This is a genomic window from Streptomyces sp. BK340, from assembly GCF_007827595.1.
In the GTDB taxonomy this organism is placed as follows: Bacteria; Actinomycetota; Actinomycetes; order Streptomycetales; family Streptomycetaceae; genus Streptomyces.
Window position 1 is genome coordinate 90879 of record NZ_VISR01000011.1, and the last position, 25848, is coordinate 116726.

Consider the following 25848-nt stretch of genomic DNA (forward strand, 5'->3'; position numbering starts at 1 on the left):
TGAGACAGCTCGTCGGCGAGCCCCCGCAACGCGGGCGAGCGGGAGTCCCACTGCATGGCCCATCCTCAGACCGGGAAGTTCCGGAGCCAAGCCTGCTGCGCGGACCCGTCGCCATGATTGAACCCGGTCCGCGAACTCGGGATTGGTCTCGGCCCCCCGGCCCACCATCGCGGCCCAGAACGCTGACTTCGGTAGTGAGCGCCACCATGCCCGTACAGAAACTGGACACATTATCCAGTCTGGACGTAAGGTCCAGCCATGGGGACTGTGGAGGAGGGCACCGACCCTCGTGTGCGGATGTGGGCGCCGGCGTGCCAGGCCGTGGCGCTGCTGCTAGGTCCGTATGCCGAGGTGGTCCTGCACGACCCGGATACCGACCGGATCCTGGCCATCTGGAATCCGATGAGTTCGCGCGGCCCGGGGGACCCGTCGCTGCTGGGCGAGCTGGACGCCCTCGATCCGTCGGCCCGGGATGTGTTCGGGCCCTACGAGAAGCTGCTCGCGGACGGCCGACGCCTTTCGTCGGTCAGCGCCATCCTGCGCGACGCGGACGGCAGGGCTTCGGCGGTGCTGTGCGTCAACCTCGACCGCACGCCGCTGGAGCAGGCCGCGGCTGCACTGTCCGCGTTCGGCGCCCCAACCGTTTCCCGGCCGGAGCCGCTGTTCGAGCAGGCCTGGAGCGAGCGCGTCCAGCACATCATCGGCGCCTATGTACGCGAGTGCGGCCGCCCAGTGGAGCGGCTGACACGCGCCGACCGTCTGACCGTGCTCACCCGGCTGGAGGAAGCCAAGGTCTTCGCCGTGCGCCGCGCCACCCCGGTCGTCGCCCGCGCAATGCAGGTCTCTCGATCCACCCTCTACGGCCTGCTGGCCGAGCTCAGAGCACCGAACGCAGAGGACTCAGCACCATGACCCGGCTGCCCGACTTTCGTCTGGAAACGTACCTCGCTCGCTGGGAGATCACCGCGCGTCATCATTTGACCGCTTCTGATGCCCAGACCATGGTGCTCACCGAGCTGCTGGCTCTGGCCGACGATCAGGATCGGCACGCGTTCGACAACCTGTCCCTCGGCTATACGGCGTCCTACGGGGATCCCGGCCTGCGCGAGGCCATCGCACAAACCTATGCTCAAGTGGACGCCGCTGATGTCATCTGCTTCGCGGGCGCCGAGGAAGCCCTGTACCTGGCGATGAACGTGCTGCTGGGCGCGGGCGACCACGCGGTGGTGGTGACCCCGAACTACCAGGCGGCCGAGACCGTGCCACTGGCGTTGTGCGACGTCACCGGCGTCGCTCTCGACCCGGAAAACGACTGGGCCTTGCAGCTCGACCGCATCAAGGCTGCGATCCGCCCGAACACCCGAGTGGTCTCGGTGAACTTCCCCAACAACCCCACCGGCAAGGTCATCAGCGTCGCCGACTTCACCGAACTGGCGCGCATGTGCGACGAGAACGCGATTCACCTGTTCAGCGACGAGGTGTACCGGGGTCTGGAACGCGACCCGGTCCGCACCCTGCCACAGGCCGCGGACCTCTCCGACCATGCCCTGTCGCTGAACGTGACGTCCAAGTCACTTGGCCTTCCGGGCCTGCGGATCGGCTGGATCGCCTGCCGCGACCGCGCCCTGCTCGCACGGTTGGAGAGGGCCAAGCACTACACCACCATCTGCAACTCCGCTCCCAGTGAGGTCCTGGCCCGCATCGCGCTCAAGGCCCGCAGAGTCATCCTTGACCGCAACCGGGCCCTGATCGACGCGAACCTGCCAGCCTTCGAAGCCTTCTTCGCAGAGTTTCCGGACGACTTCGAATGGCGAGCACCAGACGGCGGCTGCGTCGCCTACCCGCGTTATCTGGGGCCGGAAGGGGTCGAGGAATTCTGCACCCGTCTGGTGGAGGAAGCCGGCGTCCTGCTGCTGCCCGCCGGCATCTACCGCTCCGAACTCACCCCCACCCCCACCGACAGGTTCCGCATCGGCATCGGCCGCGCCAACCCCGAGGAGGGCCTGGCCGCCTTCGCACACTGGATGAGAGAACACCGATGACCCTGCCCGTCTTCGACGTCACCGACATCGAACAAGCAGCCACTGCAGACCTTGTCTTCGACGCAGTCCGAGAATCCCTGATCGCCCACGCCCACGGCCGCACCACGGTGCCGCCACCACTGCACCTGGAGTTCCCTGAGGCCGACGGGGACGGCCACGTCAAGGCAGGCTGGGTCACCGGCTCCCCCGACTTCACCGTTAAGATCGCGACCGGCTTCTACCGCAACCCCACGGCCGGTTTGCCCACCAACCACGGTCTGGTCTGCGTCGTCAGCGCCCGGACCGGCCAGATCCGCGCGGTACTCGACGACAAGGGCCTGCTCACCACCTGGCGCACCGCAGCCGCGGGGGCGCTGATCACCCACGCCATGGCCCGCCCCAGTGCGACGACCTTGGCCGTCTTCGGCACAGGAGAACAGGCCCGCCTCCAAGTCGAATGGCTCGGCAGGCTCCGTCCGGTCAGCACAGTGCTCGTCCATGGCCGAAGCCAGGACAAAGCACGGGCGCTGTGTGAGAACTTCAACTCGCGCGGGCACAACGCCCGACCCGCCTCCGCCGAAGAAGCGGCGGCCGCCGACATGGTCATCACCGCCACGCCCGCGTCCGTCCCGGTACTGGAAGCCGCCCACGTCCAGGAGGGCGCGCACGTGACCGGGATCGGCACTGACATGCCCCACAAGAACGAGCTCCCCCCGGCGCTGTTCGGACGCGCTGCGCTGGTCGCGACCGACGACCACCACCAGTGCCTGCAACACGGCGACTTCGGCCACGCCGTCCGTGCCGGAACCGTCATCGCCACCGACGACACCCCCGTCGGCCTCCTGCTGGAAAAGCATGTCGAGCGGCCGGACGACGCGATCACCGTCGCAGACCTGACCGGGGTCGGCGCAGTCGACGCCGTCCTAGCCTCATCGGTCCTGCGTGAACTGGGCCAATAGGCACGTGCATATCCAACCCTCGGGCTGGTCCTCGTGGAGCGCCTCGGGACTCGTAGGTTCCAGATCCGCGCCTGGCAATGCCGTCTGCCCGGAGCTCTGAGCGGGCTGGTGTCGTACGGGTTTCACGCCTGGGCCCACAAGTCCGTGGACAGGTACTTGAGTCCCGAATCGCACACCACGATGGCAAGCGTCCTGCCCTGCATCTCGCCCTCCAGCAGCTTCATGGCCGCAGCGAGGTTGGCACCGGAGGAGAATCCTCCGAAGATGCCTTCCCGGGTCGCCAGCCTACGGGCGGCCATCCTCGCCTCATCGCCGGTCACCTGGACGAAGCCGTCTATCGGTATGCCCTTAAGGAAGTCCAGGTCGCCCATGGCGTAACCGCCGCCCTGGATGGGGTGATGGGGGTCGGTAAGGGGCTGGCCAGCGACGACTGCGGCGCCGACGGGTTCGGCAACGAAGCACCTCACAGCCGGGTTGTGTTCCTTGAGGGCTTTGGTCACCCCTGTGTACGTTCCACCTGAGCCCAGGAAGTCGACGAAGCCGTCGATCGCGCCGTCCGTCTGCTGCCACAACTCCTGACCTGTGCCGCGGTAGTGGGCGAGCCAGTTGCCGGCGCGGTGGAACTGATCGGCGCGGAACGCACCGCCGATCTGGGTGATCTCCCTCGCCCTGGCTTCGACAAGTTCCAGGTCTCCACCGGTCACCTGGCCGGGGGCGGATCCGGGCAGCTGGTCGACGAGGACCACCTCAGCCCCGAGCGCCGCCATCATCCGGGCCCGCTCTGGTGAGTTCCCCTTGGACATGACCGCGATGAACGGGTAGCCCTTGACGGCGCACACGATCGCCAGCCCGGTGCCCATGTTGCCGCTGGTCAGCTCTACCACGGGCTGTCCGGGCCTGAGCAGTCCGGAGGCTTCGGCCTCCTCGATGACCCCCATTGCCGCGCGGTCCTTCTTGGACCCGCCGGGATTCAAGTATTCGAGCTTGGCCAGGAGGGTGCCGTGCAGCCCACTCGTGATCCGGTCGAGCCGCACGAGCGGCGTCGCACCGATGGCTTCCATGGCAGACGATAGGACTTCGCTCATCTCCGTTTTCCTCACTGGTCGCGATGAAGCGGGCACCACAGCCCGGAGGGTAAGGGAACCGTGCCCTTGGGTCTTGTACGTTCTTGCGCCCCGGAACGGTCCAGGGGTACTGACTCCGACACCGGGAACTGACAACTCATCGGTAGCTTTCAGAGCGCGGTCGTCCTTTTCGAGTTCCCCCAAATGGACTGGGCTGGGTAGAGCTTGACGGCCGGCCCCGGGGGACCCTACGTTTGAGCTGATCAGAGGCCCATTGAGTGACACGATGGGTGAGCGCGCTCCTTTGAAGCCGGTGTGCCTGATCACCGGTCACTGTGGCCCCTCAAGGCGCCATCCCTTCTCTCTACGCGACTGGCCACCCGTGTCGGGGCTGACCATCACACACATCATGTGGGCTGCATCGCATGCCCGGAATCATCAGAATCAAGGGAGAACGTACGTTGACAGCGCAGCAGCTGCGAAAGGGCAGGCTGGATGTAACGGCTCTTCGTAGTCGTTTCCCGTCCCTTTCCCGAGTAACCGCCGATGGTCATCCTGTGGCATATCTCGACGGGCCCGGAGGAACGCAGGTTCCGGAATCAGTGATCGAAGCAATGAGCTCCTACCTGAGATCCGCAAATTCCAACATTGAGGGCGAGTACGAGCTGTCCGTGGAAACGGACAGGATCATTGAACGCGCTCGCTCCATGGCTGGCGTATTCGTCGGCGGCGATCCGGACTGCATAGCTTTCGGTCAAAATATGACCACCCTCAACTTCAACCTGTCCCGCGCCATGGGCCGTACACTCCGGCCGGGTGACGAAATTATCACGACCGCACTCGACCATGAGGCGAACGTCTCTCCTTGGCTGCTGCTGGCGCAGGACCGCGACCTCGTCGTGCGCCAGGTCGGTCTGAGGGAAGATCTGGCGCTGGACATGGATGACTTGCGCGCCAAGCTCAGTGATCGCACTCGGGTCGTTGCTTTCTCGCTGACCTCCAATGCAGTGGGCACGTTGACGCCGGCGCGGGAAATTTCCGATCTGGCGCATTCCGTGGGTGCTCTCGCATGGGTAGACGCAGTTGCCTATGCCGCGCACCGCCGCATCGATGTCGCAGCCATGGGCTGCGATGTGCTGCTTTGTTCGCCCTACAAGTTCTTCGGGCCTCATCTGGGGATGGCGTGGATGCGGCGCGATCTGGCTGAGTCCCTTCCTGCCGAGCGAGTGCGTCCCGCGGGGCAGGAGCCGCCGGGGCACCGATTCGAAACAGGGACGCTCTCCCACGAGGCGATAGCCGGGTTCATCGCGGCGGTGGAGTACTTGGCGTCTCTGGGCGCGGGGGACGATCTCCGTCTCGCCCTCGACACCGCCTATCAGGCCATCGAAGATCACGAGACCGAACTCGCGCACCATTTCATGCGGCAGTTCACCGGACTCAATGGTGTCCGCATCGCAGGAGTGGCCTCGCCGGACGCCGAACGGCGTGTGGGGACGTTCGGCATAGCGGTAGACGGAATGGAGCCCGCAGCGGTGGCCCGAGCCCTGGGAAGGGCGGGTGTCTACACGTGGAATGGAAGCTTCTATGCGCAGAGCATCATGGAACATCTCGGAATGGATGTCGAACGAGGTCTCCTGCGGGCTGGAATGGTCCATTACAACACCACTCAGGATATCGACCGTTTCATCTGCGAACTCGACCGTCTGGTGACGAGCGGCACTTCTGCTGTGTAAGGCGGAAAGACGCGAGCAGAAGCCGCCGAATAGGCAGGCGAACAGGACCGCCGCAGTGCAGACATGCCACGCCTGTGGTCGCCGTCATCTTGGCCAGGGGGTAGAGCCGGGCTCCGCATCCGGCGTTCCCCCCTTGCTGTCTTCGCGTCCTGCCGCACCCCGGTGACCATGCGGCTCAGCTGGCGAGCAGTGATCAAGACCCATGCCTACAAAACAAATGGAAAGAAAGGTGCAATGCACAACGTTCCGCCCAGGGTTGTAAGGATCGCACTAGTCGGTTTCGGCTCGGTAGGGAAAGCCCTAGCTGCCATCATTCGTGACGAGGGAGATCGCATCCGAAACGAGTGTGGTGTCGACATAGTCATCACCGGCATTGCCACTCGACGATTCGGGAGCCGGTCCTCGGACGACGGTATCGATCCCACCGACCTACTCGATCGCGCACACCGGGGAGCCGATCAGGGGCCTCCTGGGATGTCGGCTGCACGCTTTGCCGGTACATGTCCCGCGGATTTGATCGTGGAAACTCTTCCCCTGGAGCCCTGGACAGGAGAATCAGCCACCGAAGTAATCCGTGCTTCATTGCAGGCGGGGCGCGACGTCGTAAGCGCCAACAAGGGACCTGTCGCCCATGCCCTGGACGACCTGCGGTCGCTGGCCGTACGGCACGGTGTCAGTTACCGCTTCGAGTCTGCCGTTGCCGACGGCCTCCCGGTGTTCAATCTCATCGAGCACACATTGCCGGCGGCGGGCATCACCGAGATCAGTGGGTTGTTCAACTCCACTTCCAATGTCGTGCTGGACGCCCTGGCCGAGGGGGTGTCCCTCTCTGATGCAATTGCGCAAGCAGTATCTGAGGGAATTGCCGAAACCGACCCATCCTTTGACCTCGACGGCCTGGATGCTGCCGTCAAACTTTCCGCTTTGTGTGCGGCGGTCTGGGGCAGGCGACTGCCACTCGAAAACGTGGAGGTCGAACCGGTAGATGAGTCCGTGCGCGCCCGTGCGGTCGCTGCGCGGGAGTCGGGCGGAAGGCTGGTGAGCATGGGCACCATCAGTCTGGTCGATGGGGCTCCGGCCAATGCGCGGGTGCGCTTGGCGGACATCAAGCCGGAGAACATGTTCTACCCATTGCGGGGTGCGAGTCTCGGACTGTGCATAAAGTCGGAGCTGCTGTGTCCAGTTTCCGTGATGTCTCACCGGCCGACTGTGAAGGACACTGCATACGGGCTCCTCTCGGACATTTTGTCCATGGCGCGCGGCTCCTATCCGACACGAGGTACAAGGCTCGCGTACGACGCCGGTTGACGCCTCTGTCGGTGGCGGGTCGATTGAGCGGGAGGGCGGCGGCAGAGCCCGCAGCCGCACCCACTCGGGGGCCTCATCAGTGGCGCTGATGCACGGATCAGGAATCACCGTTGGAACTTCACACTGCTCCTGAGTCAGCATGAACGCATGGCTTCATTTCGCGTCATTTCGGTTGATTCAGAGGCCGGCCTGGCCTCGGGCCGCACTACGGCTCCGGTCCCCGCAGCACGCACCGGAGGGCGCGAGCCCCACGCCCCCTCCCATGACTTCACTGGTGGATGCCAGACCTGCCAGGGCTGGCAGGAAGTCATCGAGCTGCCCCACGGGCTGGTGGGTGGATCCGGTGGACCCAGCGGCAAGCCTTGCCCGCGCTGCAGGCCGCAGAGCCACTCAAGTGGATGGCGGATTCCGCGGCCGTCGCCAGGTCCGGTGTACTCGGCCGTGGTCTGAAGTTCATAACCCCCACTGAGTGTCACCCTGAACGCTGCCGCTACCCGGATGCTCAGGCGAGCCCCTACGCCGTCTCCCCCTTACTGTTGAGAGTGGGGGGTGATTGGCACAGACAGTCGTGCGGCCCGTGGACTTCCCATATGGCCCGTGGACTTCTCAAATATGGTCAGTCCTCGATCTGGGCGATGCCCGATTATGAATGGTGGCCGCCTCGCTCCCCTCTTTGACAGCTGGAATGGCTGCTTCCCCTCGGAGGTAAGGATGCGTCCCGCAGCATCGATCACCGCACTTGCCACCGGCTTGGCACTCTTCGCCATGGCAGCCTGCAGCAGTCCGTCCAGCCAGGCAGACCAGGGCGGCAACGCATACGGCGACTGTCTGGTTTCCGGGAAACGGGCTGAGTTCAAGCTGACGCCAGAAGCGGCCGACACTCTGACAGTCGAGGCGAGTCTCCCTGCTCCGGGCTGGTGGAACGGAAGTACACCGAATTCCGTGAAGGACGGATTCGAGTATTGCATGGCGGCCAATATCGCCTACCGTGCCGGGCTCGGCCGTGTGAAGGTGAAGAGCGTTCCCTTCGCATCGCTCGCGGAGGGTAAGACGAAGAATTTTGACCTCGCCCTGTCCGAGATCACGATAACGGATAAGCGTAAGGAAATAGCCGACTTCTCTCCTCCGTACCTCTACGCCGAACAAGGAGTGGGAGTGAAGAAGGGTGCGAAGATCGACTCGACAAGCATCCATAATGCCCGCATAGGTGTTGCTCTGGGTACGACCGGCGCCAGGTTCGTCATGGATCGGCTGAAGCCGGCCAAGCCGGTCAAGGTGTTCCAGAGCGCCCCGGACATGATCGCAGGGCTCGCGAACGGCGAGGTGGACGCTGTCGTGCACGACAGCACGATTCTGCTGGCCTTCGCCAGACAGCCGAAGGCAGACCTTCAGGTGGTCGGCCAGTACAGGACCGACGAACCCTACGGGGCGCTTTACCCGAAGGGGTCGCCGAACAAGGCGACTCTCGATCGAATCATCAAGCAGATGATCGACGATGGGACACTCACCAAGTTCTCCGCGGTCTATCTCGGCGCGGCCTACGGCATCGACCCCACCAAGCTACCGTACTTCACTGTGGGTAACCCCTCTTGACACCGCGCCAACGCCCCCCTGTGACCGTATGACGCCGCCCTCAGAGCCCCGAGTCGGTCCACAGATCCAGCAGAGCATCCGCATCCGTGGCTGATTCGGCCGCTTCGTCACCAACCACCTGTTCCGTCCATATGATCTTGCCGCGGTCGAGGTAGCGGGTCCCCCAGCGCTGGGAGAACTGGGCCACCAGGAACAGGCCACGGCCACCCTCGTCTGTGGTGGCTGCGCGGCGCATGTGCGGGGAGGTGCTGCTGCCGTCTGAGACCTCGCAGATCAAGGTGTTCCCGTCGCGCAGCACCCGGGTCCGGATGGGGTCTATGCCGTAGCGGATGGCGTTGGTGACCAGTTCACTGATGATCAACTCGGTGGTGTAGACGGCCTGGTGCAAGCCCCAGGCCTCGAGTTGGCTGGTGACCTCGGCTCGGATACGGGAGACAGCTGCGATGTCATTGGGAACGTCCCAGTCGGCGACTTGGTCCGGGGCGAGCAGGCGGGTGCGGGCGACGAGCAGGGCGACGTCGTCGCTGGGCCGGGCGGACAGCATCGCATCGAGTACTGTCTGGCAGGTTCCTTCAGGGCTCCCGTCCGATTTCGCCAGGGCGTCGCGCAGCATTTCGAGTCCGCTGTCGATGTCGCGGCCCCGCTCCTCGACAAGGCCATCCGTGTAGAGGACCAACTGGCTGCCCTCTGGCAGGTGCAGTTCGGTCATCTCGACCGGCAGGCCGCTGCCTATGCCCAGTGGGGGGGCAACGGGTACATCGGGAAAGGTGACTTTGCCGTCTGGCCCCACCAGGGCGGGTCCGGGGTGGCCTGCCCTGGCCAGACAACAGCGCCCGGAGACCGGATCGTAGACGGCGTATAGGCAGGTGGCGCCAGTGATGCCGGCGTTCTTGCCTTCAGCGGCCGCTTCCTGGTCGATTCGCTCGGCCAGCTCATCGAGGTGCACGAGGAGCTCGTCGGGGGGCAGATCCAGGGCGGAGAAGTTGTGCACTGCCGTGCGCAGTCGGCCCATGGTGACGGCGGCGTGCAGGCCGTGGCCGACGACATCGCCGACGACGAGAGCTACCCGGGCGCCGGGCAGCGGAATCACGTCGAACCAGTCGCCGCCCACCCCGGCCCGAGCTGGCAGATAGCGGTGCCCCACATCCAGGGCGGAGTGCTCGGGCAGCAGGCCGGGCAGCAGGCTGCGTTGGAGGGTGACAGCTGTAGTGTGCTCCCGGGTGTAGCGGCGGGCGTTGTCGATACACACGGCCGCGCGGGCGGCCAGTTCCTCGGCGCAGGGCAGGTCGTCCTCCTCGAAGGGCTCGCGGTCAGAGCGCCAGAAGTCGGCTACCCCGAGCAAGACGCCACGGGCATGCAGCGGCACGGAGATCAGGGAGTGGATGCCGTAGTCGATGACTCTTTGGGTCCGTTCAGGGTCCTGGGCGCGCCAGCCGTCGGAGGCGGCTAGATCGGCCTCGAGAACGGCGCGTTGAGTGGTGACGCTGGTGGCCACAGGACTCGTGGGGACCAGGCGGATGAGCCGCCCCACCGGATAGAACGGCGGGTCTTCGCGTATGCCGACGGCGGCGACCCGACGTACTTCGGTACTTGCCTCCGTCGGTTCCCCACCATGCAGTACAGGGTCCAGCAGTTCGACGGTGGCAAAATCGGCGAACATAGGGACCGCGACTTCGGCCAGTTCTTCGGCCGTGAGCACCACGTCGAGGGTCGTTCCGATCCGCAGCGCGGCCTCGTAGTTCAGCTGCAGACGCTGGCGTGCCTCTTCAGCCTTTCCGGTGAGCTCGCTCAGCTCCGTGGTGTCGCGCAGGGTGGCCACGGTGCCTGGCGGTCCTTCTTTGGGATCGACAGGCCGCAGATTGACGGCCAGCAGACGGTCCCCGGCCAGGCAGACTTCGTCGTTGGCTGTGCGCCCCGATACCAGAAGGTCGGCGATGTCGGGAGCCAGGCCGAGTTCTGTGACATGGTGCCGCTCGGCTTCCGGTGGCAGGTCCAGCAGCCTGCGTGCCTCGTCATTGGCCAGCAGCAGCCGCCGGTCATCGCCGACGATGAGCACGCCTTCCCGCACTGCGTGCAGCACCGCATCATGGTGCTCGTACATGCGGGTCATCTCCGCCGGCGCAAGACCGCGAGTCTGTCGCCGCAGACGGGAACTGACGAACGTCGCGCCACCCGCAGCCAGCAATAGCGCGGCGCCCGCGACGGCGATGAGTATCGGCAGCTGATGCTGGGCCGCGCTGCTCACTCGGTTGACCGTGACGCCCACGGTTATCAAACCGACCGGTGAGCCCTTGGTGTCGAAGACGGCGACCGTTGAGTCAACGGCCCGGCCCAGGCTGCTGTCGAAGGTTTTCTGAACCGGGACGCCGGTGAGTGCTTGGCCGTAGCCAGTGGTGACGTGCTGCCCGATCATGCTGGGGTCAGGATGGGTCCAGCGGAAGCCGTAGGGGCTCAGGGCGACGATGTAGTCGACATGAGCCAGTTTCCGTGCTGCTTCTGTGCGGGGTTGCAGTACTGCGCTGGGGTCGGAGCTCTTCATCGCGGCCGCGATGCCTGGAGAGTTGGCAAAGGCTTGGGCAACCGCGAGTGACCGATCGGCGGCACTTTCCGTGGTGAGGCGCCGGTCTTGCAACAGCAGCGTCACCACGGTCACGGCCACGAGCAGCACAACGAGCGCAAGTTGGAACAGGAAGACCTGACCGGCGACGCTCCGCGCACTGACCAGGCTGCGCAGGTGGCGTCCCAGCGATCGGCGCGGGACGGACCCGGACTGCTCTGTTTCCTGCCCTGGAGTCTCGTCAGGCCGCTCCGGCTCGTCGGATCGTCCCGAAATCTCCATAACCACAGTATTGATCCCCCGGCCTGCTGCCGCGCGGGTGCAGACCAAGACCATTTATGGTGCTCATCTAGCCCGGCCCCGCAACCCGGAACGCGCGGGTGCGGAGGGCCGTGCCGTGTGAAGGCCGTGCCTATTCCACTCCACCTACATGGTTACTTTTGGTGACTATTGCTTACGCAGGGCTCCCTCCGGAGCTCAGTTCACATAGGAGCCCGTCCTCAGGGGCGTCCACTTGCCCTCCCGTACCACGTAGACGGTCAGCTGCTTGTCGGTTGAGTCGCCGTAGCGGTCGAATGACACCGGGCCTGTCACACCGGAGAACGTGACCGACTGCATGGCATCGGTGACCGCTAGACGCGGGTTGGAGGGAAGTCGGCCGGAATTGTTGGCGACAGCACCCTTCACTCCCTGGACGATGGCCCAGGCACTGTCATACGCGTACGCGCCGTACGTACCGGGTGGCGTCTTGTAGGCGGCGATCTTATAGCTGCTGACGAAGAACCGAGCCGAGCTGAGAATATCGGTCGGTACACCGACCGACGTCGCGTAGTCGCCCTCAGCCGCTTTACCCGCCTCTTTGATATACGCGGGGTCGTCAATCGCGTCGCCGCCCATCACCGGTATATCGGTCCGGGTGACTGTCTTCAGCAGCTTGCTGAGCATACTGCATTCAGGATAGAGGCCCCCGAAAAAGACGAGGTCGGGATTCGACGCCGCGATCTCCGCAGTAATAGCCCCAAGGTTCTGCTCCCCCGGGCTGATATTTTCCCTCCCGGCCACGGTGCCGCCCTGCCGGATGAACTCGGTGCTGAATGTTGCCGCCAGCCCCTTTCCGTAAGGCTCGTCGTCGGCGACCACGAAAACGCGCTTTTTACCGAGTCCCTCATAGGCGAACTGTGCGGCGAAGGGGCCCTGGCTGGCATCAGTGGTGACCGTCCTGAAATACGACGGGTATCGACGTACCTTCTCCCCGGAGAGCCAGTCGGGACCAAGCGTGAGAGTCGGGTTGGTGTTGGCCGGGGACACCAGGGTGAGGTGTGCGCGATCCAGAGTCTCCTGCATGAACAGCGCCACACCTGAGTTGAGTGGTCCCACCATGCCGATCACATCGGATGCGCCCACGGCGCGCTCGGCGTTGGCCTTCCCTCTGGAGGGCTCCCCGCCATCGTCCAGGGTAGTGGTCTTGAAGGTGATACCCGGCACTTCCTGGGTTCTGTTGGCCTGTCGGACCGCGAGTTCCACCGAATTCGCGATTCCCTTGCCCATCGGGGCGAGCGGTCCAGTGAGCGGGGCGTCGACGGCGATGGTGACCGTACGGCTGTAGCTGGCGCCGGCGTTGTCGGCGCTGCACGCCGTGAGTACGAGCAGCAGTGCCGTCAGGACGGCGCCAAATGCCCACATCCTGCGGTGCTTCATGCGGTAGGGCATGTCATTCCAGTTGGGGCTCTCGACAGGTTGCTTCCCACTCATTGCGACGCCTCCGCAGCCTGAGCGCAGGCCAGTGCCCGGTCGAGTACAACGAGCAGCGCGTCGCGTACGGAAACCCGGCTGCGCGCGTCGAACTCCACTATGGGTACTGCTGGGTTCACGGAGAGCGCCCAACGGATCTCGTCCGTCGAGTAGCTCTCCTGACCGGGAAAGCAGTTCACGCCAATTGCGAAGGGAATCCCGGCGTTCTCGAAGTAGTCCACCGCGGGGAAGCAGTCCTCGATGCGGCGCGTGTCCACGATCACGAGCGTGCCAAGGGCCCCGCGCACCAAATCGCCCCACATGAAGCCGAAGCGGTCCTGGCCGGGTGTACCGAACAGGTAGAGCTTCAGGCTGTCGTCAAGGGCGAGCGAGCCGAAGTCCATTGCCACGGTGGTCGTCTGCTTGTCCGGGGTGAGACTGTTGTCGTCGACCCCGGCTGCCACCGATGTCATGACGGCCTCGGTGGTGAGCGGCGGGACGTCGGAGATGCTTCCCACCGTGGTGGTCTTGCCGACACCGAATCCCCCCGCGATGATGATCTTCACCGGCAGAGGGGGGCGTCTCCCCGGCGGGCCGGAGTGGGATTCAGGAGATTGCGCGGAGACCACGGATGACCCTCCGAAGGGTGTCGACGTCCTGGGAAGCATCAAACTCGGGAAGATAGGCGGTGACGCGGCCTTCGGCGTACAGGTCACCGACCAGGACACGGACAACGTTCAGATGGAGGCCAAGACGGGCGGAGATCTCAGCCACGGACAGGGGTTCACGACAGAGTTCGATGATGTCGCGACGTTCGAACGTCACGAACTCCCATCCGACCTGGGCGCGTTCGCTCGCCACCACCTGCGTCTCGATGGCGATGGCCTTGCTCGCACTGTGTGTGCGACCGTGTGTGAGGAGGAACGGACGGGGGGCGAGGCCGAGCGGTACGGCCTCACCGAAGGCGGCGTCCCGATGACCCGGAGTCCATGTGCCGGCCCCGTCTGAGGGCGGCTCGGGTGGGTAAGCCGTCATGACTGGGCGTGGGTCTTGAGCTCATGGACGAGTGCCGGGGTCAGGGCGGAACCGGCCCGGTTGGCGAACAAGGCCATCTCGTAGGCGATCTGCCCGAGATTTGCCTCCTTGGATGCGACGACACCGAGGACCGATCCACACCCGATGGCGGTGATCAGCAGGTATCCGCCGGCCATGTCAATGATGACCTTGTTGAGTGCGCCCAGCCGATAGGACCCGGCGACCCCGCCCGCGAGACTTGTCATACCCGCGACGATGGCGGAGAGGCGGTCGGCGTCCGCCCGCTCCCCCGCGATGTATGAGGCGATCATGAGCCCGTCGGCCGAAACGGCGATTGCGTCGCGAACTCCGGCGGTGCCCTCGGCGAACCGGCTCAGCAGCCAGTTGAAGTTAGCGGCATCGGTACTCAGCCCAGAAGACGGATTCAGCTGCATTTCAGACTTCCTCATCTCAATCTCGCTCTGGACTCGTGCCGGCTTCCGCGGCCAGCGCTACGCCGGCCTCGAAGTCGTTGATCATGGCCCGTACTGCTTCTGGATCCACAGCACCAACGCCGAGAAATCCGTTCTCCGGAGCGACGGATCCGGTAGGCAGCTGGGCACCTGGCACCCTGCGTGCGAGGCGACCTTGCGCCCGCCTGCCTTCCGCGAAGGCTCCGAAGTCTGCCGACGCGGGCGCCGGGGCGGCCACATCCGCGGAGGTCCGGGACCGGTCCTGATCATCCGATGGGGTCGGCACCGCTACCAGTGCGGGCCAGGGAGCGGGAGGCGGGAACGACTCGGGCACCTCGGGGTCAGGTCCGAGCGGCACCGGCCGGTGGTCCAGCACGCGCTTGATCTCGTCCTCAAGTTGCCGGTTGAACCAGTCGAAGGCACCCGCGCCCGAAGGAGAGACGGACAGTATCCGCCCCGTGTTGCTCGAGGTGTCGGCCGTGACCTGCTCCTCGGAGACAGACACTTGTCCCCCCGACGCAACGAGAGTGAGCGCGGGCGTCCCGGTCGGCAGGTCCAGTTCCTCGAGCGCACCTGCCTGACGCGGCAGTTCTGCAACGGCGTCCGCCTTCGAAGCCACGGAGGCAGCTTCAAGCTCGCGTGATGCCGCTTCCCATTCAGCCGGCTCCGTCCTTCGGAATACCTCAGGGGGCAGCATGATGTGGGCGGTGACACCGCCGCCCGGCGTATGGTCCAGCTGTACCTGAAGGTGGTGGCGTCTGCTCAACCGTCCTACAACGAACAGTCCGAGAACCTCGGTCGGCACGAGATCAAGTCGCTCCTGGCGGACGAGCCGCGCGTTCTCCTCCGCGAGGCGGGATGCGGTTATGCCGATGCCGTGGTCAATGATCCGGATCTCGACGTTCCCGCCAGGCAGCTGGTTGGCAAAGCATTCGACGGATGTGGCCGGCGGCGAGAAGGAGGTGGCGTTGTCGAGCAGCTCCGCGATCAGGAGCGCCAAGTCCGATGCGGCATGGGGAGCCACCTGGACTGCAGGCATGTGCCCCACTTGGACGCGCTGGAACTCCTCGATCGTACTCAGTGAGGAGCGCGTCAGCTCGCTCAGCCCAACCGTTGAGCCCTGTAGTTCCGGCTCGGCCCAACCGGAGAGGACGATGAGGCAGTTCGCATATCTGCGCAGCCGGGACGAGACGTGATCCAGCCGGTACAGACGCTCCAGGAGTGCAGGGTCGGTTTCGCCACGCTCCATCGCGTCGATCATCGACAGCTGCAGCGCGGCGAGATTCTGCGTGCGGCGCCCGACGTTGCCCAGCATGGCGGTGGTGTTGGTGCTGCTGCGCACCTGTCGCTCTATAAGGGTGACGGCGGACTCCTGGACGCGGTTGAAGGCCACGGCCAGTTGACCGAGTTCGTCCTTGCCCAGTTCCGGGACCCGCATCAGATGCGCTGCTGTTTCGGCGGGGGATGAGCCGGCGACCGTATCGTCTGCCACACGGGTCAACTCGGCATCGGCGGCCTGCGCAACCTGTTCGGCAGCACCGTGCAGCAGTCCCAGCGGCTTGGCTATGGACCGGGCGATCCGCGTGGTCAGCCAGACCATGCCGATCGAGAGCGCAAGAGCGGCCAGGAGGAAGAGGACTGCCAGGCTGTTCGCCTGTGTCGCACGGTCGGAGGCAAGTGCGGAGGCGTCTCGTGAGGTCTTGTTCTGCACCAGCAGCCGCAGCTGGTCCTGGGAGTCGGCGGCCGCCAGAATGCGCGGGACGGTGACGCCATCTGGGCGCTCACTGTGCTGCAGTCCGCCGTCCTGGTCGGCGTACGCCCAAAGGGCCAGCGCGTCGGCATAACTCTTGATCTTGGCGGCGGCGCTGCCGGATTCGACCGCCTGGAAGAGTTCCGCCTCCGAGGGGCTGGCGACCCGGAAGAACCGGCTTCTCTCCGCAGCCTCCTCGGCTGTCCGGCCCTCGACTTCACCCATCAGCTGCCGTGTCTGATCGGGGTTCGACACCACCGCCAGCAGGGAGGCGCCGAGGCTGCTGCTGTCTTCCTGCACGCGCAGCAGAGCCTCCATTGCTGCTTGCTCGTTCCTCAGGGTCCCTTCGGACGCACCCACGTCTGTGGTGTTCAGTCTGAGCGCGTTGATGAGCGCGGAAATCAGCGCACTGTACTGGGTGTTGGCATCCGTCGAGGTCAGGCCTCTTTCCAGGACCAGGCGCCGGGCCCGGTCCAAGTCGGAGACATCGCCCAGTGCGGCCGTCAGGGCTGGAGACTCTCCGCTCTCCAGCCGCTCCCGCAGGTCGCTGACGTGCGCGTCGGTGCGTGCTGCCTGCTGTACGACCGGGTTGCCTGCGCTGCCCGGGATGGCGAGATACGCACCGCAGAGCAGACGTTCCCGCTGGAGATCGGCGATGACACCGCCCACCTGCCGTGCCAGTTCTAGTTTCGAGGCGGACCGTGCCGAATCACTCGCCGACTGCATGCGCTCGATGACGAGGGGAGCCGTGAGCAGCAGCGAAACTGTCAGCGGAACCGCGGCCAGTACCCCGATACGGTGCCGTACCCGCAGATCACCGAGCCGCATCGGCCACACTCCCCCGCGCGAGCCGACCGTTGCTTTCCGGGCCGGGCGATCCTGCGTCCGGGTGGCTCCCGGCATGCTCATCACCGTCGGACTGCTCGGCGTACTGGTGGTCGGCCGAGCCCGACGCCCGCCTGCCGCCGGTCCGGCCCGGTGGCCGGGGCTTGCCCCGGAAGAGCCGAGTGCCCTTTCGCAGCCACATCGCCGCCCCCGCGAGAAGGGCACAGATGATCAGGACCAGCGCAACCCCTTGCCGGTTCTCCTCGGTGTCCTGCTGCCGTGCTCCGAGCAGGTGGTCCAGCGCATTCAGCGTGGAGGTGTCCAGTTGGAGCGCAGTCTGGGACAGCTGGGAGCGGTCGGAGCGCATGAGTTCGACGCTCGGCGGAAGAGGCTGCTCGACGAGAGGAGTACTCGGTGCCAGTGGCTCGACAGCCGCCTGGAACGCGTCGATCTTGTCGAGGAAGCCCTTGCCGATCGTGCCGCTGGCACTGGCACCGAAGCTCTTGGCAAGCCCTGCCTCGACAGCAGAAGCTGCGGTGCTCACCCGGTCACGAGCCACGAGCACGCGGGCGAGCGGTAGGTCCTTGCCGGTGCCTTGGTTACGCAGGACCTCCAGGTCGAGCATGCGACCGCTGTCGGCGATCAGCGCAGGCAGCCGCAGCATTCCCGCGTCCATCAGGTAGTAGCTGTCGATCTCAGGATCCAGGATGAGGTTCGAGGTGTCCCCGATCCGCAGCATCAGAATGAGTGCCACATCGATCGTCTCGGAGTACGTCGAGTAAGCACTCTTGCCGACCTGTGGAGTGGCCTGCAGCTGATCGATCTTGGTCTGCAGAGCGGTCCAGCTGTCGTGGACGCGAAGGCTCTCGCCGACGGTCCTGTCCGCTTGCGTGAGCTCCTTCACGACCCGGTTGATCTCCCCGGTGTCCGGACGGCGGCCGGCCACCGCAACGGACTGCGCGTCAGCAAGCGCTGCGACCAGCTCGCTCATGGGCCGCAGATACACGACGCCTTGCCGCTCGGCCTGCACGAATTCCAGGTCGCGGCTCGTGACATCCCAGAACTGCGCTGTGATGTAGATCATCGGCGCCAGAAGAGCGAGAGCGGCACAAAGCGAAGCGAGCAGGCGCCGCCGCGGCGACGGGCCCCGCTGAGCCTGGAACATCCCGGGCATGATCAATGGCACCGACTTCCCAATGTGACAACGTCTGAGGCTGCCCCTCTGGGGAGAACACGGACCGACAGCGCGGCAGAGTTCACAAGCCCGACACTTCACCGTGGCGGCCCCGCCATCGTCACCGCTGGGCCGCCCCTCGCGGCGGTGGGCGGCGTGGGTCCGTCGGTCCGCTGCGGCATCACGGCAGCACGCTCATAGCCCGCCGATCCCGTGTCGATTGGGCCGACAATCCGGCGTGGATTCTTGATCCCCTGGGACGATGGTGTTGTGGACCTGCCTGCCCATGACGTCCATGGCGAGGGCGTGTGGATACGCTCCCTGCTTTGTTCGCCCGGCTCCTTCCGGGCATGGTCGGGTTGGCGCTCGTCGGCAGCAGCGTCACCGCCTCACGCACGCTCGTCACCCCTCGCTGTTCACCACTCATGCGGGGGATCGGGCGCGCCATCGCCGGCGCGCTGACGGCCTTGCGCTTGGTTGGCCGTGGAACGCGAAGTCCGCGAAGTTGAGGGGATGTTCACGCTGCCAGGCTGTGGGAATGGGGGGTCTGCTGCACGATCGGGTCACCCGAACCTGCATCAGACCCAACCCCACGAGAGTTTCGCCGTCCACGGCGACGACGTGCTCCTGATCGGGATCGGCCAAAGCACGGTTGTGCCAAGCAAGCTCAGTCTCGCCCAACCACATCGAGGTGTCCGCCTCGCTCTCCCAGCCGATCAGGCCGTGAATGTCGTCTGGAGAGGTGGGACGGAGCATCAACACGTTGGCTCGATGGCGACGAACCGCCCCATATGGGATCACAGCCAATCGTTGTTCGCTGCTACGCGTAGCCCGACCCGGAGCAGCCGCGGATGCTGACGGACCTGGCCGTCGGAGAGTTCGGCCGACGCGACGTCCTGATCAACAACGCGGGGACCGATCAGCCGTACCGGGCCGTTCACGGATGTCGACCCCCAGGCGTGGCGTGCGACGTTCACGGTGAACGTCGAGGCACCGCTGCGGCTGGTGCAGTGCGCATGGCGAGGGTAGATGCGCAAGCACGGCAGCGCTGTGATCAACATCTGCATGAAGGGCGCGGGGCACGGGGGGCCGAATGTGAGGGCATTCGGCACCAGCGAGGATCTACCTTCTTTAGACACCTCAACCGGATGGGCGTACGACAGCACCCCCGGCCCTTGCATCCGGGGGCGCTGTGGGCCCTCCCCTGTGCCGCCTGGCTGGGGCCGGGAAGGGCCGTCTGCAGCGGAGCCCCGCACGGCTCCGCCATCTCGGAGAACGGTGGAAAGAGCCGCGGTGGTTCAGTCCTCACTGCCACCAGGGTTTGGCCGGGAAGAGAGAATCCCCTGGAGAGTGATCACATCAGCCGGGCAACGCTTTCCGGGAGTGCGCACACGTTTTGCAGCCGTCGGTATGCGGCGTCGGCAAAGTCCGGGTGTGCGTCCGCCAGGTGCCGAGCCAGGGTGAGCCGCCGGTCGTGGTTGTCCAGGCGCTGCCCAGGGTCGCCGACGTCTTGGAGCAGGCCAACGTCTGGGCTACTCGGACCTTCTTCAGACAACTCACTTGGATGGGTCCACGGCAGCGCCCCCGGCTGTCGGACCGGGGGCGCTGCGGCTCTACCCCTACCGTCTGTGAGCTGGATCAGGGAGAGCCGTCCGTGAGGCCATCTGATCAGTAGGCCAACTCACACCCCCTGGGCGCACGACGGCGCACCGTCGCGCTCACACCCTCCGGGGCACTGAAGACCGGTGGGTCAGTCCACGCTCGGCAGGATGTGGGGTTCGGCGAGGTCGTCCTCGTAGCCCGCCAGGCGGATCGGGGCGGACCGGGCCCACACGTCGAGGCTGCTGAGCTCTCCGGGCCTGCGGCCCGCGCGTTCCGTGCGTTCCCTGGGGCGCTGATCGCGATTGGACTTCTCGGATGTCACCGCGCACTCCTTAGGCGTCTACGGCGATACTGACTTCGGCTCGTTAGGGTGATCTTCTTCGAAGTGCCTGATGGACCCGGACTGTTGTCTGTATCCCCTGGTGTATGAGGTATGCGGATCGGGGCGGGCTGAGTCCTGCGGGACGTCAGCGCCGGGAGACCGTACGGATGCAGGCAGCCGAGCTGTTCGAGCAGAAGATCAAGCCGACGGAGGTCGCACGGCGGCTGCGGGTGAGTCCGAAGTCGGCCTACCAGTGGCACCAGATGTGGCGGGACGGCGGCGCGCGGGCACTGGCTTCCCGTGGCCCGAGTGGATCGCGATGCCGACTGTCCCCGCGCTGTCTGGAGAAGCTGGCCGCGTACCTCGATGAGGGTCCTGCCGCGCATGGCTGGGTGGAGGACCAGGTGTGGACGGCCGCGAGGGTGGCCACGCTGATCGGCAGGAAGTTCCACGTCTCCTACAGCGTCTCGGGGGCCACACGGTTGATGCACCGGCTCGGCTTCAGCCCGCAGGTCCCCGCCCGGCGGGTCGCCGAGCGCGACGAGCAGGCCGTGACCGGATGGAAGGAGGCGACTTGGGCCGAGGTAAAAGAGCCCGGGCGGCGTGCGGGGGCTACGTCTGCTTCGAGGACGAGGCGGGCTTCACGCGACGGCCGGGACGCACTTGGGGCCGGCGAGGCCGCACCCCGGTCGTGACGGTGAGCGGCCGACGCTCGGGACGCCTGTCCGTGGCCGGACTCATCGCGATGCGGCCCGGCTCCCGCACCCGGCTGTGCCGAAGGCCGACGTTGTCGTGTGGGGTGGGTGCGGGTGTCGATGCAGCCGAGCGGGCCGAGTGAGGTCCCGGCGGAGACGGTGCGGGTGGCGCGGGCCGCGTTCCCTAAAGGCAGCCTGGCGATCCGGGTCAGGGACGAGCTGGGGCCGCTGTTCAGCGACGAGGAGTTCGCGGACCTGTTCCCGGCGCGAGGGAAGCCTGCCTGGTCGCCGGGGCGGCTGGCGCTCGTGCTGGTGTTGCAGTTCGTGGAGGGGCTGACCGACCGGCAGGCCGCAGAGGCGGTGCGGGCGAGGATCGACTTCAAGTACGCGCTCGGGCTGGAACTCAGTGATCCCGGGTTCGACTTCTCGGTGCTCTCGGAGTTCCGGGACCGTCTGGTGGAGGCGGATGCAGGGCTGCGGGTGTTGGACGGCATCCTTGCCGCGGCCGGGGAGAAAGGGCTTTTGAAGACGGCCGGCCGGGCGAGGACCGACTCCACCCACGTGCTGACAGCGGCCCGGGACGTCGTCTGGCTGGAGCGGGTGGCGGAGACGTTGCGGTCGGCGTTGAACACGCTGGCCCAGGCTGCTCCCGACTGGCTGGCCGAGGTCGCCGAGCCGGACTGGTTCAAGCGCTACGCCGCCAGGGCCGAGGACTCCCGGTTCCCCAAGGCCCGCACCCAGCGGGACGAGATGGGGCTGCGGATCGGCCGGGACGGGACACGGCTGCTTCAGGCCGTCTGGTCCCGCACGGCACCGCAGGAACTGGGGACGCTTCCGCAGGTGGAGCACCTTCGGCAGATGTGGGTGCAGAACTTCCACCAGGTCGAGGGCGAGGTGAGGCGCAGGGACCCAAAAGACCGGCCGCCGGGCGCAATCTGCCTGGTCAACCCCTATGACCCTGAGGTCCGCAACAGCGTCAAGCGGGATGTCGCATGGGCGGGATACAAGGTCCACCTCACCGAGACCTGCGAGCCGGACATCCCGAACCTGATCACGAACGTGGACACCACCGACGCCACGGTGCCCGATGTATCGATGACCGAGGTCGTGCATGCCCAGCTCGCCAGGGCGGGCCGTCTGCCCACAGAGCACCTCGTTGACGCCGGATACGTCGATGCGCACGTACTGGTCAGTGCCCGTCGCCAGTACGGCATCCCGCTGACCGGACCAGTCGCCGCCGCCATCAGTCACCAGGCCGCCGCAGGCGATGGATTCACCGCCGACGACTTCACCATCGACTGGGAAGCAGAGCAGGTCACCTGCCCCGGCGGGAAGACCACGACCTGCTGGGGCCCGGACCGCTCTCCCGAGGGCACGCCGGTGATCCGGGTCCGTTTCGCCGGCGGGCTGTGCCGTCCCTGCGCGGTCCGTGAGCGGTGCACCACCTCGAAGCTCGGCCGACGCCTGACCCTGCGGCCCCGCCAGGAACACGAAGCCCTCCGCCAGGCCCGCGCCGAGCAGGACACCGACACCTGGAAGACCCGCTACAACACCCACGCCGGCGTCGAGGGCACCATCTCCCAGGGCATCAACCGCTGCGGCCTGCGCAGATCCCGCTACCTGGGCCTGGCCAAGACCAGCCTCCAGCACCAGCTCACCGGCGCCGCGATCAACCTCGTCCGCATCGACGCCCACCTGACCGGCACACCCCGGGCCCGCACCCGCACCAGCCACTTCGCAGCACTCAGCCCCGCCGAGCCGAAGCCCGGCGGGGCTGAGAAGGGCCTGCCCCCGAATTAGCCAACAGCGTCTCCGCCTTGTATCCGGGGGCGCTGCCGCCCTCCCTGTACCGACTGGCCACAGAAGCGGGAGGGCTACCAGTGCCGGAGCCGCGAACGGCCCCACCAACCCGGAGAACGGAGAGTGGGAGCGCTGTGGTTCACGCCCTACTCGGAGCCCGGGCAGGACGAAGCGGCGCCCTGAGTACCTCTTGAAACCGCGTTCGGCACACAACCTTTAGATAGCCGCCCCACTACAGAGGGCTGAAATGCGCCACGAGACCCAGCGAGCCCCCAGCCTGCCGCCGTGTACCCGATGCGACGCGAACCGGGTAATCATCAGCGGACAGATGCTCGATCTCAACGCCTTCGGGCAACAGATCGTCATCCAGCTCTGCGGAATTTGCGACGCCGACGCACCGGCCGGCGGCCCGCTCGTGAGCTTCCTCCGCGAGGGAGGTGGCAGTGCCCCTGAGAGGATGAGGGAATTCGAGGAGCTGGCCCAGGCCTGGCAGATCGAGGCGATGGCCGCGCGCGGCCTCATGAGGATGCCTGGTTTCGATCAGCCGAGGTAGGGCTGCTCACGGTGCTCCAGGAAGTGACCGATCCGGAGCCGCTGCGTGTGGTGGATCGGCAGATGATCTACCTCGTGCGGCTGGACGAACCGCAGCTCCGTTGACTCGTCCGAGATCGTGAGTAGGCCGCCGACCACGCGGGCGGTGAAGCAGACGTTGAACTGTCGGGTCTCGGCCCGCGCGGCGTCGGGGTCAGTCAAAGGAGGGCGCGCAACGCGGTGCCGATGGTGATGATGCCCTCGTCGATCTGGTGGGTGGGGCTTGCGGCGTAGCCGAGGACCAGGCCGGGAGGGCCTGGGTTGATCCGGTGCCAGGACAGGGGAATGTGTCTTGACCCCCTTGGCGAGGGCGGCGCCGGCAAGGTCGGTGTCGCGGAAGCCGCTGCCCCGGTCGCCGCCTGTCGGGTCCCCGAAGGTGACCACGAGGTGCAGGCTGGCGGCCGGTCCGTGGATACGGGCGCCGGGGAGGTGCGTCTGGAGGGCTCGCTGCATCGTGTCCCGGCGCTGGCGGTGGCGCAGCCGCACATGGCGCAGGTGCTGCTCCAGCTCCCCCGAGTCCATCAGGCGGGCGAGGACAAGCTGGGTGAGGACGCTGTTCCCGAGGTCTGCGTATCGCTTGGCTGTCACGAGGGCGTCCAGGCGGCCCGACGGTACGAGGATCCAGCCCACCCGTAGTGCGGGCGCGAGCAGCTTCGAGATGCTGCCCGCGTAGCAGACGCCGTCGGGCAGCATCGAGCGCAGCGCCGGCACCGGCGGCCGGTCGTAGCGGTGCTCGGCGTCGTAGTCGTCCTCGATGACCACCCCGCCGTCGGCCACCCAGGTCAGCAGCTCGCGGCGGCGTTCCCCGTCGAGGACGACACCGGTCGGGAACTGGTGTGCCGGGGTCAGCAGCACCGCCCGGGCGCCACTGGCACGCAGCGCTCCGACGTCGAGGCCGCTCGCATCCACGGGGACGGGAAGAACCTCGTGGCCGATGTACTTGAGCAACTGGCGCGACCCGAGCGAACTGGGGTCCTCAACAGCGATGCGGTGGATCCCCTCGATGCCCGCTTGCCGTGGCCCGCGCTCTGTCACCGTTGGCCAAACTGCCTACTCCTGTTGGCGTGGGACACCTACGCGTGTGCGTCCAGGGTCGTCGTGCCGAAGTGGCCTCACTGCAAGGCGGCCCCGGCCGGATCAGTGTCCGGCCGGGGCCTGGTCCGCCCGCCCCCGATGAGCTCACGGGGTACGGGGGCGGGCGGGGTCAGAGGCCCGAGAGAGTGCGATCAGGATGCGCGCCCGCCCTCTCGATGGCAGGTGCAACCGCGGATGGCGTGGGCCCGGGTGTGCTGCTATTTCTGCGCTGTGTCTGAACAGCTTCCGGCCCGGTGATCAGCGGCGTGCTGTTCATGTTGTCCCAGGTCTCGCTCGTCACGCTCATCTTGTTCAGCTACGCCCCGATCGCAGTGGCAGTGGTGTTGTTCATCGCCACCGTGAGCCGACGGGCGGCTGAGTTGCGGCCTGATGAGGGGGAGCATCGTCCAGCGCCTCGTGTCTGGCGAGGAACTTCGCCTGCGGCCTTCACAGGCGTTGGGGTGGGGGTGTGGGTTACGGCGCTGAAGGGTCGAGGCCTCAAGGCCATGCGAGCGCTGCGTTGACCGTGTCCCCATGCCATGCGCTGCCCGGCCGATACTCGCTGGTCAGGAGGCAGGTGGGGGGATGAGTACGGTCTTGCCGAGAGCAGCCCCGGATTCGATACGCCGGTGGGCTTCGGCGGCCTGTGCCATCGGCTGGAAGTGGTCGATGGGGACGGTGATGTGGCTGGCCTGGATCAGTGCCAGCAGTTTCTGGAAGATTGCGAAACGGCGGGTGGGAGTGAGTGGGGTGACGTTGACGCCGATGACTTGCTGTTCGCGCAGCAAGAAGCGGAAGCCGTCGAAGGCGAACTGGCGCCCCTGAGCGCTGCCAATGGCCAGGAGGCGCCCGCGGTCGCGCAGGCATTGAAGGCCTTGGGCGATGGTGTCGCCGCCGACGGCGTTGAGTACGACGTCGACGCCGCGGCCGTCGGTGGCCTTGCGGACCTGGGCGGGGATGTCGTCGGCTCTGTAGTCGAAGCATTCGTCGGCGCCCAGGCGCCGGGCTCGGTTGCAGCGCGCCGGGCCGTGGGAAGTGGCAAGGACGCGGATGCCGGCGTGGTGGGCGAGCTGAATGGCGGCCGTTGCAACGCCTCCGCCCGCTCCTGGCACAAGCAGAGTTTCACCTGGGCGGATGTGATGCCGCTGGAAGAGGGCGTAGTAGGCGGTGATGTAGGGGATCCCGAGGCAGGCAGCGGTGATGTCACATGTGTCCGGTGGCAAGGGGAAGACCTCGTCAGCCGTGACGCAGACATGGGTTGCGTAGGCGCCGGGACCGCCGTTGCCGAGGCGGTCCCCGAGTACAACGACTGACGTGCCCGGGGCCAGGTCGGTTCGTGGACCGTCGTAGTGCTCGACGGTGCCGGTGCAGTCGATGCCCACGATGCGGGGCAGCGGCAGCTTGGGATTGATGCCAGCGCGGGAGAGCAGGTCGTAGCGGTTGACCGCGGCTGCCTCAACGCGCAGCAGCACCTCGCCGGGGCTGGGCTCGGGGGTGGGCATCTGCTCCCAGCGCAGGACATCGGGGTCGCCGAAGCGGTGGTGGCGTATGGCGTGCATGGC

Annotated in this window: 21 protein-coding genes and 1 pseudogene; 9 read left to right on the forward strand and 13 right to left on the reverse strand. The window is 66.3% G+C overall.

The genetic code is table 11. The features are described from left to right. The first annotated feature begins 258 nt into the window (after positions 1-258). The 3 genes from FB157_RS20660 to FB157_RS20670 are packed head-to-tail and all read left to right on the forward strand — an operon-like array spanning position 259 to position 2980. The gene (locus FB157_RS20660; RefSeq protein WP_145881833.1) at positions 259-912 is read left to right on the forward strand and encodes a transcriptional regulator; all 654 of its coding nucleotides are present in this window, start codon (positions 259-261) and stop codon (positions 910-912) included. Further along, positions 909-2042: an aminotransferase class I/II-fold pyridoxal phosphate-dependent enzyme gene (locus tag FB157_RS20665; RefSeq protein WP_145881834.1), complete on the forward strand. Its 1134-nt coding sequence runs from the start codon at positions 909-911 to the stop codon at positions 2040-2042. The genes FB157_RS20660 and FB157_RS20665 overlap by 4 nt, the downstream gene beginning before the upstream one ends. Next, positions 2039-2980, forward strand: coding sequence for an ornithine cyclodeaminase family protein (locus FB157_RS20670; RefSeq protein WP_145881835.1), 942 nt, complete (start codon positions 2039-2041; stop codon positions 2978-2980). The genes FB157_RS20665 and FB157_RS20670 overlap by 4 nt, the downstream gene beginning before the upstream one ends. A gap of 122 nt (positions 2981-3102) precedes the next feature. Here the strand turns inward: FB157_RS20670 and FB157_RS20675 are convergent, their stop codons facing one another. Then, on the reverse strand, positions 3103-4080 hold the full coding sequence (locus tag FB157_RS20675; protein ID WP_261386388.1) for a PLP-dependent cysteine synthase family protein: 978 nt from the start codon (positions 4078-4080) through the stop codon (positions 3103-3105). Positions 4081-4469: 389 nt separating this feature from the next. Here FB157_RS20675 and FB157_RS20680 point away from each other — a divergent pair, with 389 nt between their 5' ends. The 3 genes from FB157_RS20680 (at position 4470) to FB157_RS20690 (ending at position 8678) form a co-directional block, all read left to right on the forward strand. After that, positions 4470-5777, forward strand: coding sequence for a cysteine desulfurase-like protein (locus FB157_RS20680; RefSeq protein ID WP_145881836.1), 1308 nt, complete (start codon positions 4470-4472; stop codon positions 5775-5777). A gap of 168 nt (positions 5778-5945) precedes the next feature. Then, positions 5946-7085, forward strand: a complete 1140-nt coding sequence (locus FB157_RS20685; RefSeq protein ID WP_186581607.1) for a hypothetical protein — start codon at positions 5946-5948, stop codon at positions 7083-7085. A gap of 711 nt (positions 7086-7796) precedes the next feature. Beyond that, positions 7797-8678 carry an ABC transporter substrate-binding protein gene (locus tag FB157_RS20690; protein ID WP_145881838.1) on the forward strand — a complete coding sequence of 294 codons (882 nt, stop codon included), beginning with the start codon at positions 7797-7799 and terminating at the stop codon, positions 8676-8678. 40 nt (positions 8679-8718) lie between these two features. Here FB157_RS20690 and FB157_RS20695 read toward each other — a convergent pair whose 3' ends face one another. The 9 genes from FB157_RS20695 to FB157_RS20735 all read right to left on the reverse strand — a co-directional run bounded on the left by FB157_RS20695 (position 8719) and on the right by FB157_RS20735 (position 20126). Next, positions 8719-11517 carry a SpoIIE family protein phosphatase/ATP-binding protein gene (locus FB157_RS20695; RefSeq protein WP_145881839.1) on the reverse strand — a complete coding sequence of 933 codons (2799 nt, stop codon included), beginning with the start codon at positions 11515-11517 and terminating at the stop codon, positions 8719-8721. Positions 11518-11712: 195 nt separating this feature from the next. Next, on the reverse strand, positions 11713-12945 hold the full coding sequence (locus FB157_RS20700; RefSeq protein WP_261386390.1) for a branched-chain amino acid ABC transporter substrate-binding protein: 1233 nt from the start codon (positions 12943-12945) through the stop codon (positions 11713-11715). Positions 12946-12983: 38 nt separating this feature from the next. Beyond that, positions 12984-13532 (reverse strand): ATP/GTP-binding protein, encoded by a 549-nt coding sequence (locus tag FB157_RS20705; RefSeq protein ID WP_315903823.1) that lies wholly within the window; start codon positions 13530-13532, stop codon positions 12984-12986. 40 nt (positions 13533-13572) lie between these two features. Beyond that, entirely contained in the window at positions 13573-14001 is a 429-nt protein-coding gene (locus FB157_RS20710; protein WP_145881841.1) for a DUF742 domain-containing protein, read from the reverse strand. Beyond that, positions 13998-14435 (reverse strand): roadblock/LC7 domain-containing protein, encoded by a 438-nt coding sequence (locus FB157_RS20715; RefSeq protein WP_145881842.1) that lies wholly within the window; start codon positions 14433-14435, stop codon positions 13998-14000. The genes FB157_RS20710 and FB157_RS20715 overlap by 4 nt, the downstream gene beginning before the upstream one ends. Before the next feature lie 16 nt (positions 14436-14451). Next, positions 14452-17031 carry a nitrate- and nitrite sensing domain-containing protein gene (locus FB157_RS20720; RefSeq protein WP_186581609.1) on the reverse strand — a complete coding sequence of 860 codons (2580 nt, stop codon included), beginning with the start codon at positions 17029-17031 and terminating at the stop codon, positions 14452-14454. Then, positions 17018-18112, reverse strand: a complete 1095-nt coding sequence (locus FB157_RS20725) for a hypothetical protein (protein WP_145881845.1) — start codon at positions 18110-18112, stop codon at positions 17018-17020. The genes FB157_RS20720 and FB157_RS20725 overlap by 14 nt, the downstream gene beginning before the upstream one ends. Before the next feature lie 887 nt (positions 18113-18999). Continuing rightward, positions 19000-19269, reverse strand: a complete 270-nt coding sequence (locus FB157_RS49665) for a hypothetical protein (RefSeq protein WP_186581610.1) — start codon at positions 19267-19269, stop codon at positions 19000-19002. Positions 19270-19952: 683 nt separating this feature from the next. Further along, positions 19953-20126, reverse strand: a complete 174-nt coding sequence (locus tag FB157_RS20735) for a hypothetical protein (protein ID WP_145881847.1) — start codon at positions 20124-20126, stop codon at positions 19953-19955. 104 nt (positions 20127-20230) lie between these two features. Between FB157_RS20735 and FB157_RS20740 the strand changes: the two genes are divergently transcribed. The 3 genes from FB157_RS20740 (at position 20231) to FB157_RS20755 (ending at position 23174) form a co-directional block, all read left to right on the forward strand. After that, the gene (locus FB157_RS20740; protein ID WP_261386392.1) at positions 20231-20821 is read left to right on the forward strand and encodes a winged helix-turn-helix domain-containing protein; all 591 of its coding nucleotides are present in this window, start codon (positions 20231-20233) and stop codon (positions 20819-20821) included. Between the two features lie 114 nt (positions 20822-20935). Then, positions 20936-22621, forward strand: coding sequence for an IS1182 family transposase (locus tag FB157_RS20750; protein ID WP_145881849.1), 1686 nt, complete (start codon positions 20936-20938; stop codon positions 22619-22621). Between the two features lie 247 nt (positions 22622-22868). Continuing rightward, positions 22869-23174: a DUF6300 family protein gene (locus FB157_RS20755; RefSeq protein WP_145881851.1), complete on the forward strand. Its 306-nt coding sequence runs from the start codon at positions 22869-22871 to the stop codon at positions 23172-23174. Here the strand turns inward: FB157_RS20755 and FB157_RS20760 are convergent. The 3 genes and pseudogenes from FB157_RS20760 to FB157_RS20770 all read right to left on the reverse strand — a co-directional run bounded on the left by FB157_RS20760 (position 23162) and on the right by FB157_RS20770 (position 25845). Then, positions 23162-23374, reverse strand: a complete 213-nt coding sequence (locus FB157_RS20760; protein WP_145881852.1) for a hypothetical protein — start codon at positions 23372-23374, stop codon at positions 23162-23164. The two genes, FB157_RS20755 and FB157_RS20760, sit on opposite strands and share 13 nt — an antisense overlap. Then, positions 23371-24214 (reverse strand): annotated as a pseudogene (locus FB157_RS20765) (PLP-dependent aminotransferase family protein); the annotation flags it as partial. The gene FB157_RS20760 and the pseudogene FB157_RS20765, both read right to left, overlap by 4 nt. A gap of 638 nt (positions 24215-24852) precedes the next feature. Then, positions 24853-25845, reverse strand: a complete 993-nt coding sequence (locus FB157_RS20770; protein ID WP_145881854.1) for a zinc-binding alcohol dehydrogenase family protein — start codon at positions 25843-25845, stop codon at positions 24853-24855. Positions 25846-25848 lie beyond the last annotated feature (3 nt).

What these genes read in the sequence shown, in the direction of transcription:
- FB157_RS20725 (WP_145881845.1), bottom strand. Translation starts at nt 18,112, where the DNA reads ATGATCTACATCACAGCGCAGTTCTGGGATGTCACGAGCCGCGACCTG.
- FB157_RS20700 (WP_261386390.1), bottom strand. Translation starts at nt 12,945, where the DNA reads ATGCCCTACCGCATGAAGCACCGCAGGATGTGGGCATTTGGCGCCGTC.
- FB157_RS20695 (WP_145881839.1), bottom strand. Translation starts at nt 11,517, where the DNA reads ATGGAGATTTCGGGACGATCCGACGAGCCGGAGCGGCCTGACGAGACT.
- FB157_RS20740 (WP_261386392.1), top strand. Translation starts at nt 20,231, where the DNA reads ATGAGGTATGCGGATCGGGGCGGGCTGAGTCCTGCGGGACGTCAGCGC.
- FB157_RS20755 (WP_145881851.1), top strand. Translation starts at nt 22,869, where the DNA reads ATGCGCCACGAGACCCAGCGAGCCCCCAGCCTGCCGCCGTGTACCCGA.
- FB157_RS20670 (WP_145881835.1), top strand. Translation starts at nt 2,039, where the DNA reads ATGACCCTGCCCGTCTTCGACGTCACCGACATCGAACAAGCAGCCACT.
- FB157_RS20710 (WP_145881841.1), bottom strand. Translation starts at nt 14,001, where the DNA reads ATGACGGCTTACCCACCCGAGCCGCCCTCAGACGGGGCCGGCACATGG.
- FB157_RS20660 (WP_145881833.1), top strand. Translation starts at nt 259, where the DNA reads ATGGGGACTGTGGAGGAGGGCACCGACCCTCGTGTGCGGATGTGGGCG.
- FB157_RS20720 (WP_186581609.1), bottom strand. Translation starts at nt 17,031, where the DNA reads ATGCGGCTCGGTGATCTGCGGGTACGGCACCGTATCGGGGTACTGGCC.
- FB157_RS20665 (WP_145881834.1), top strand. Translation starts at nt 909, where the DNA reads ATGACCCGGCTGCCCGACTTTCGTCTGGAAACGTACCTCGCTCGCTGG.
- FB157_RS49665 (WP_186581610.1), bottom strand. Translation starts at nt 19,269, where the DNA reads ATGCAGATGTTGATCACAGCGCTGCCGTGCTTGCGCATCTACCCTCGC.
- FB157_RS20685 (WP_186581607.1), top strand. Translation starts at nt 5,946, where the DNA reads ATGCGGCTCAGCTGGCGAGCAGTGATCAAGACCCATGCCTACAAAACA.
- FB157_RS20715 (WP_145881842.1), bottom strand. Translation starts at nt 14,435, where the DNA reads ATGCAGCTGAATCCGTCTTCTGGGCTGAGTACCGATGCCGCTAACTTC.
- FB157_RS20770 (WP_145881854.1), bottom strand. Translation starts at nt 25,845, where the DNA reads ATGCACGCCATACGCCACCACCGCTTCGGCGACCCCGATGTCCTGCGC.
- FB157_RS20680 (WP_145881836.1), top strand. Translation starts at nt 4,470, where the DNA reads ATGCCCGGAATCATCAGAATCAAGGGAGAACGTACGTTGACAGCGCAG.
- FB157_RS20690 (WP_145881838.1), top strand. Translation starts at nt 7,797, where the DNA reads ATGCGTCCCGCAGCATCGATCACCGCACTTGCCACCGGCTTGGCACTC.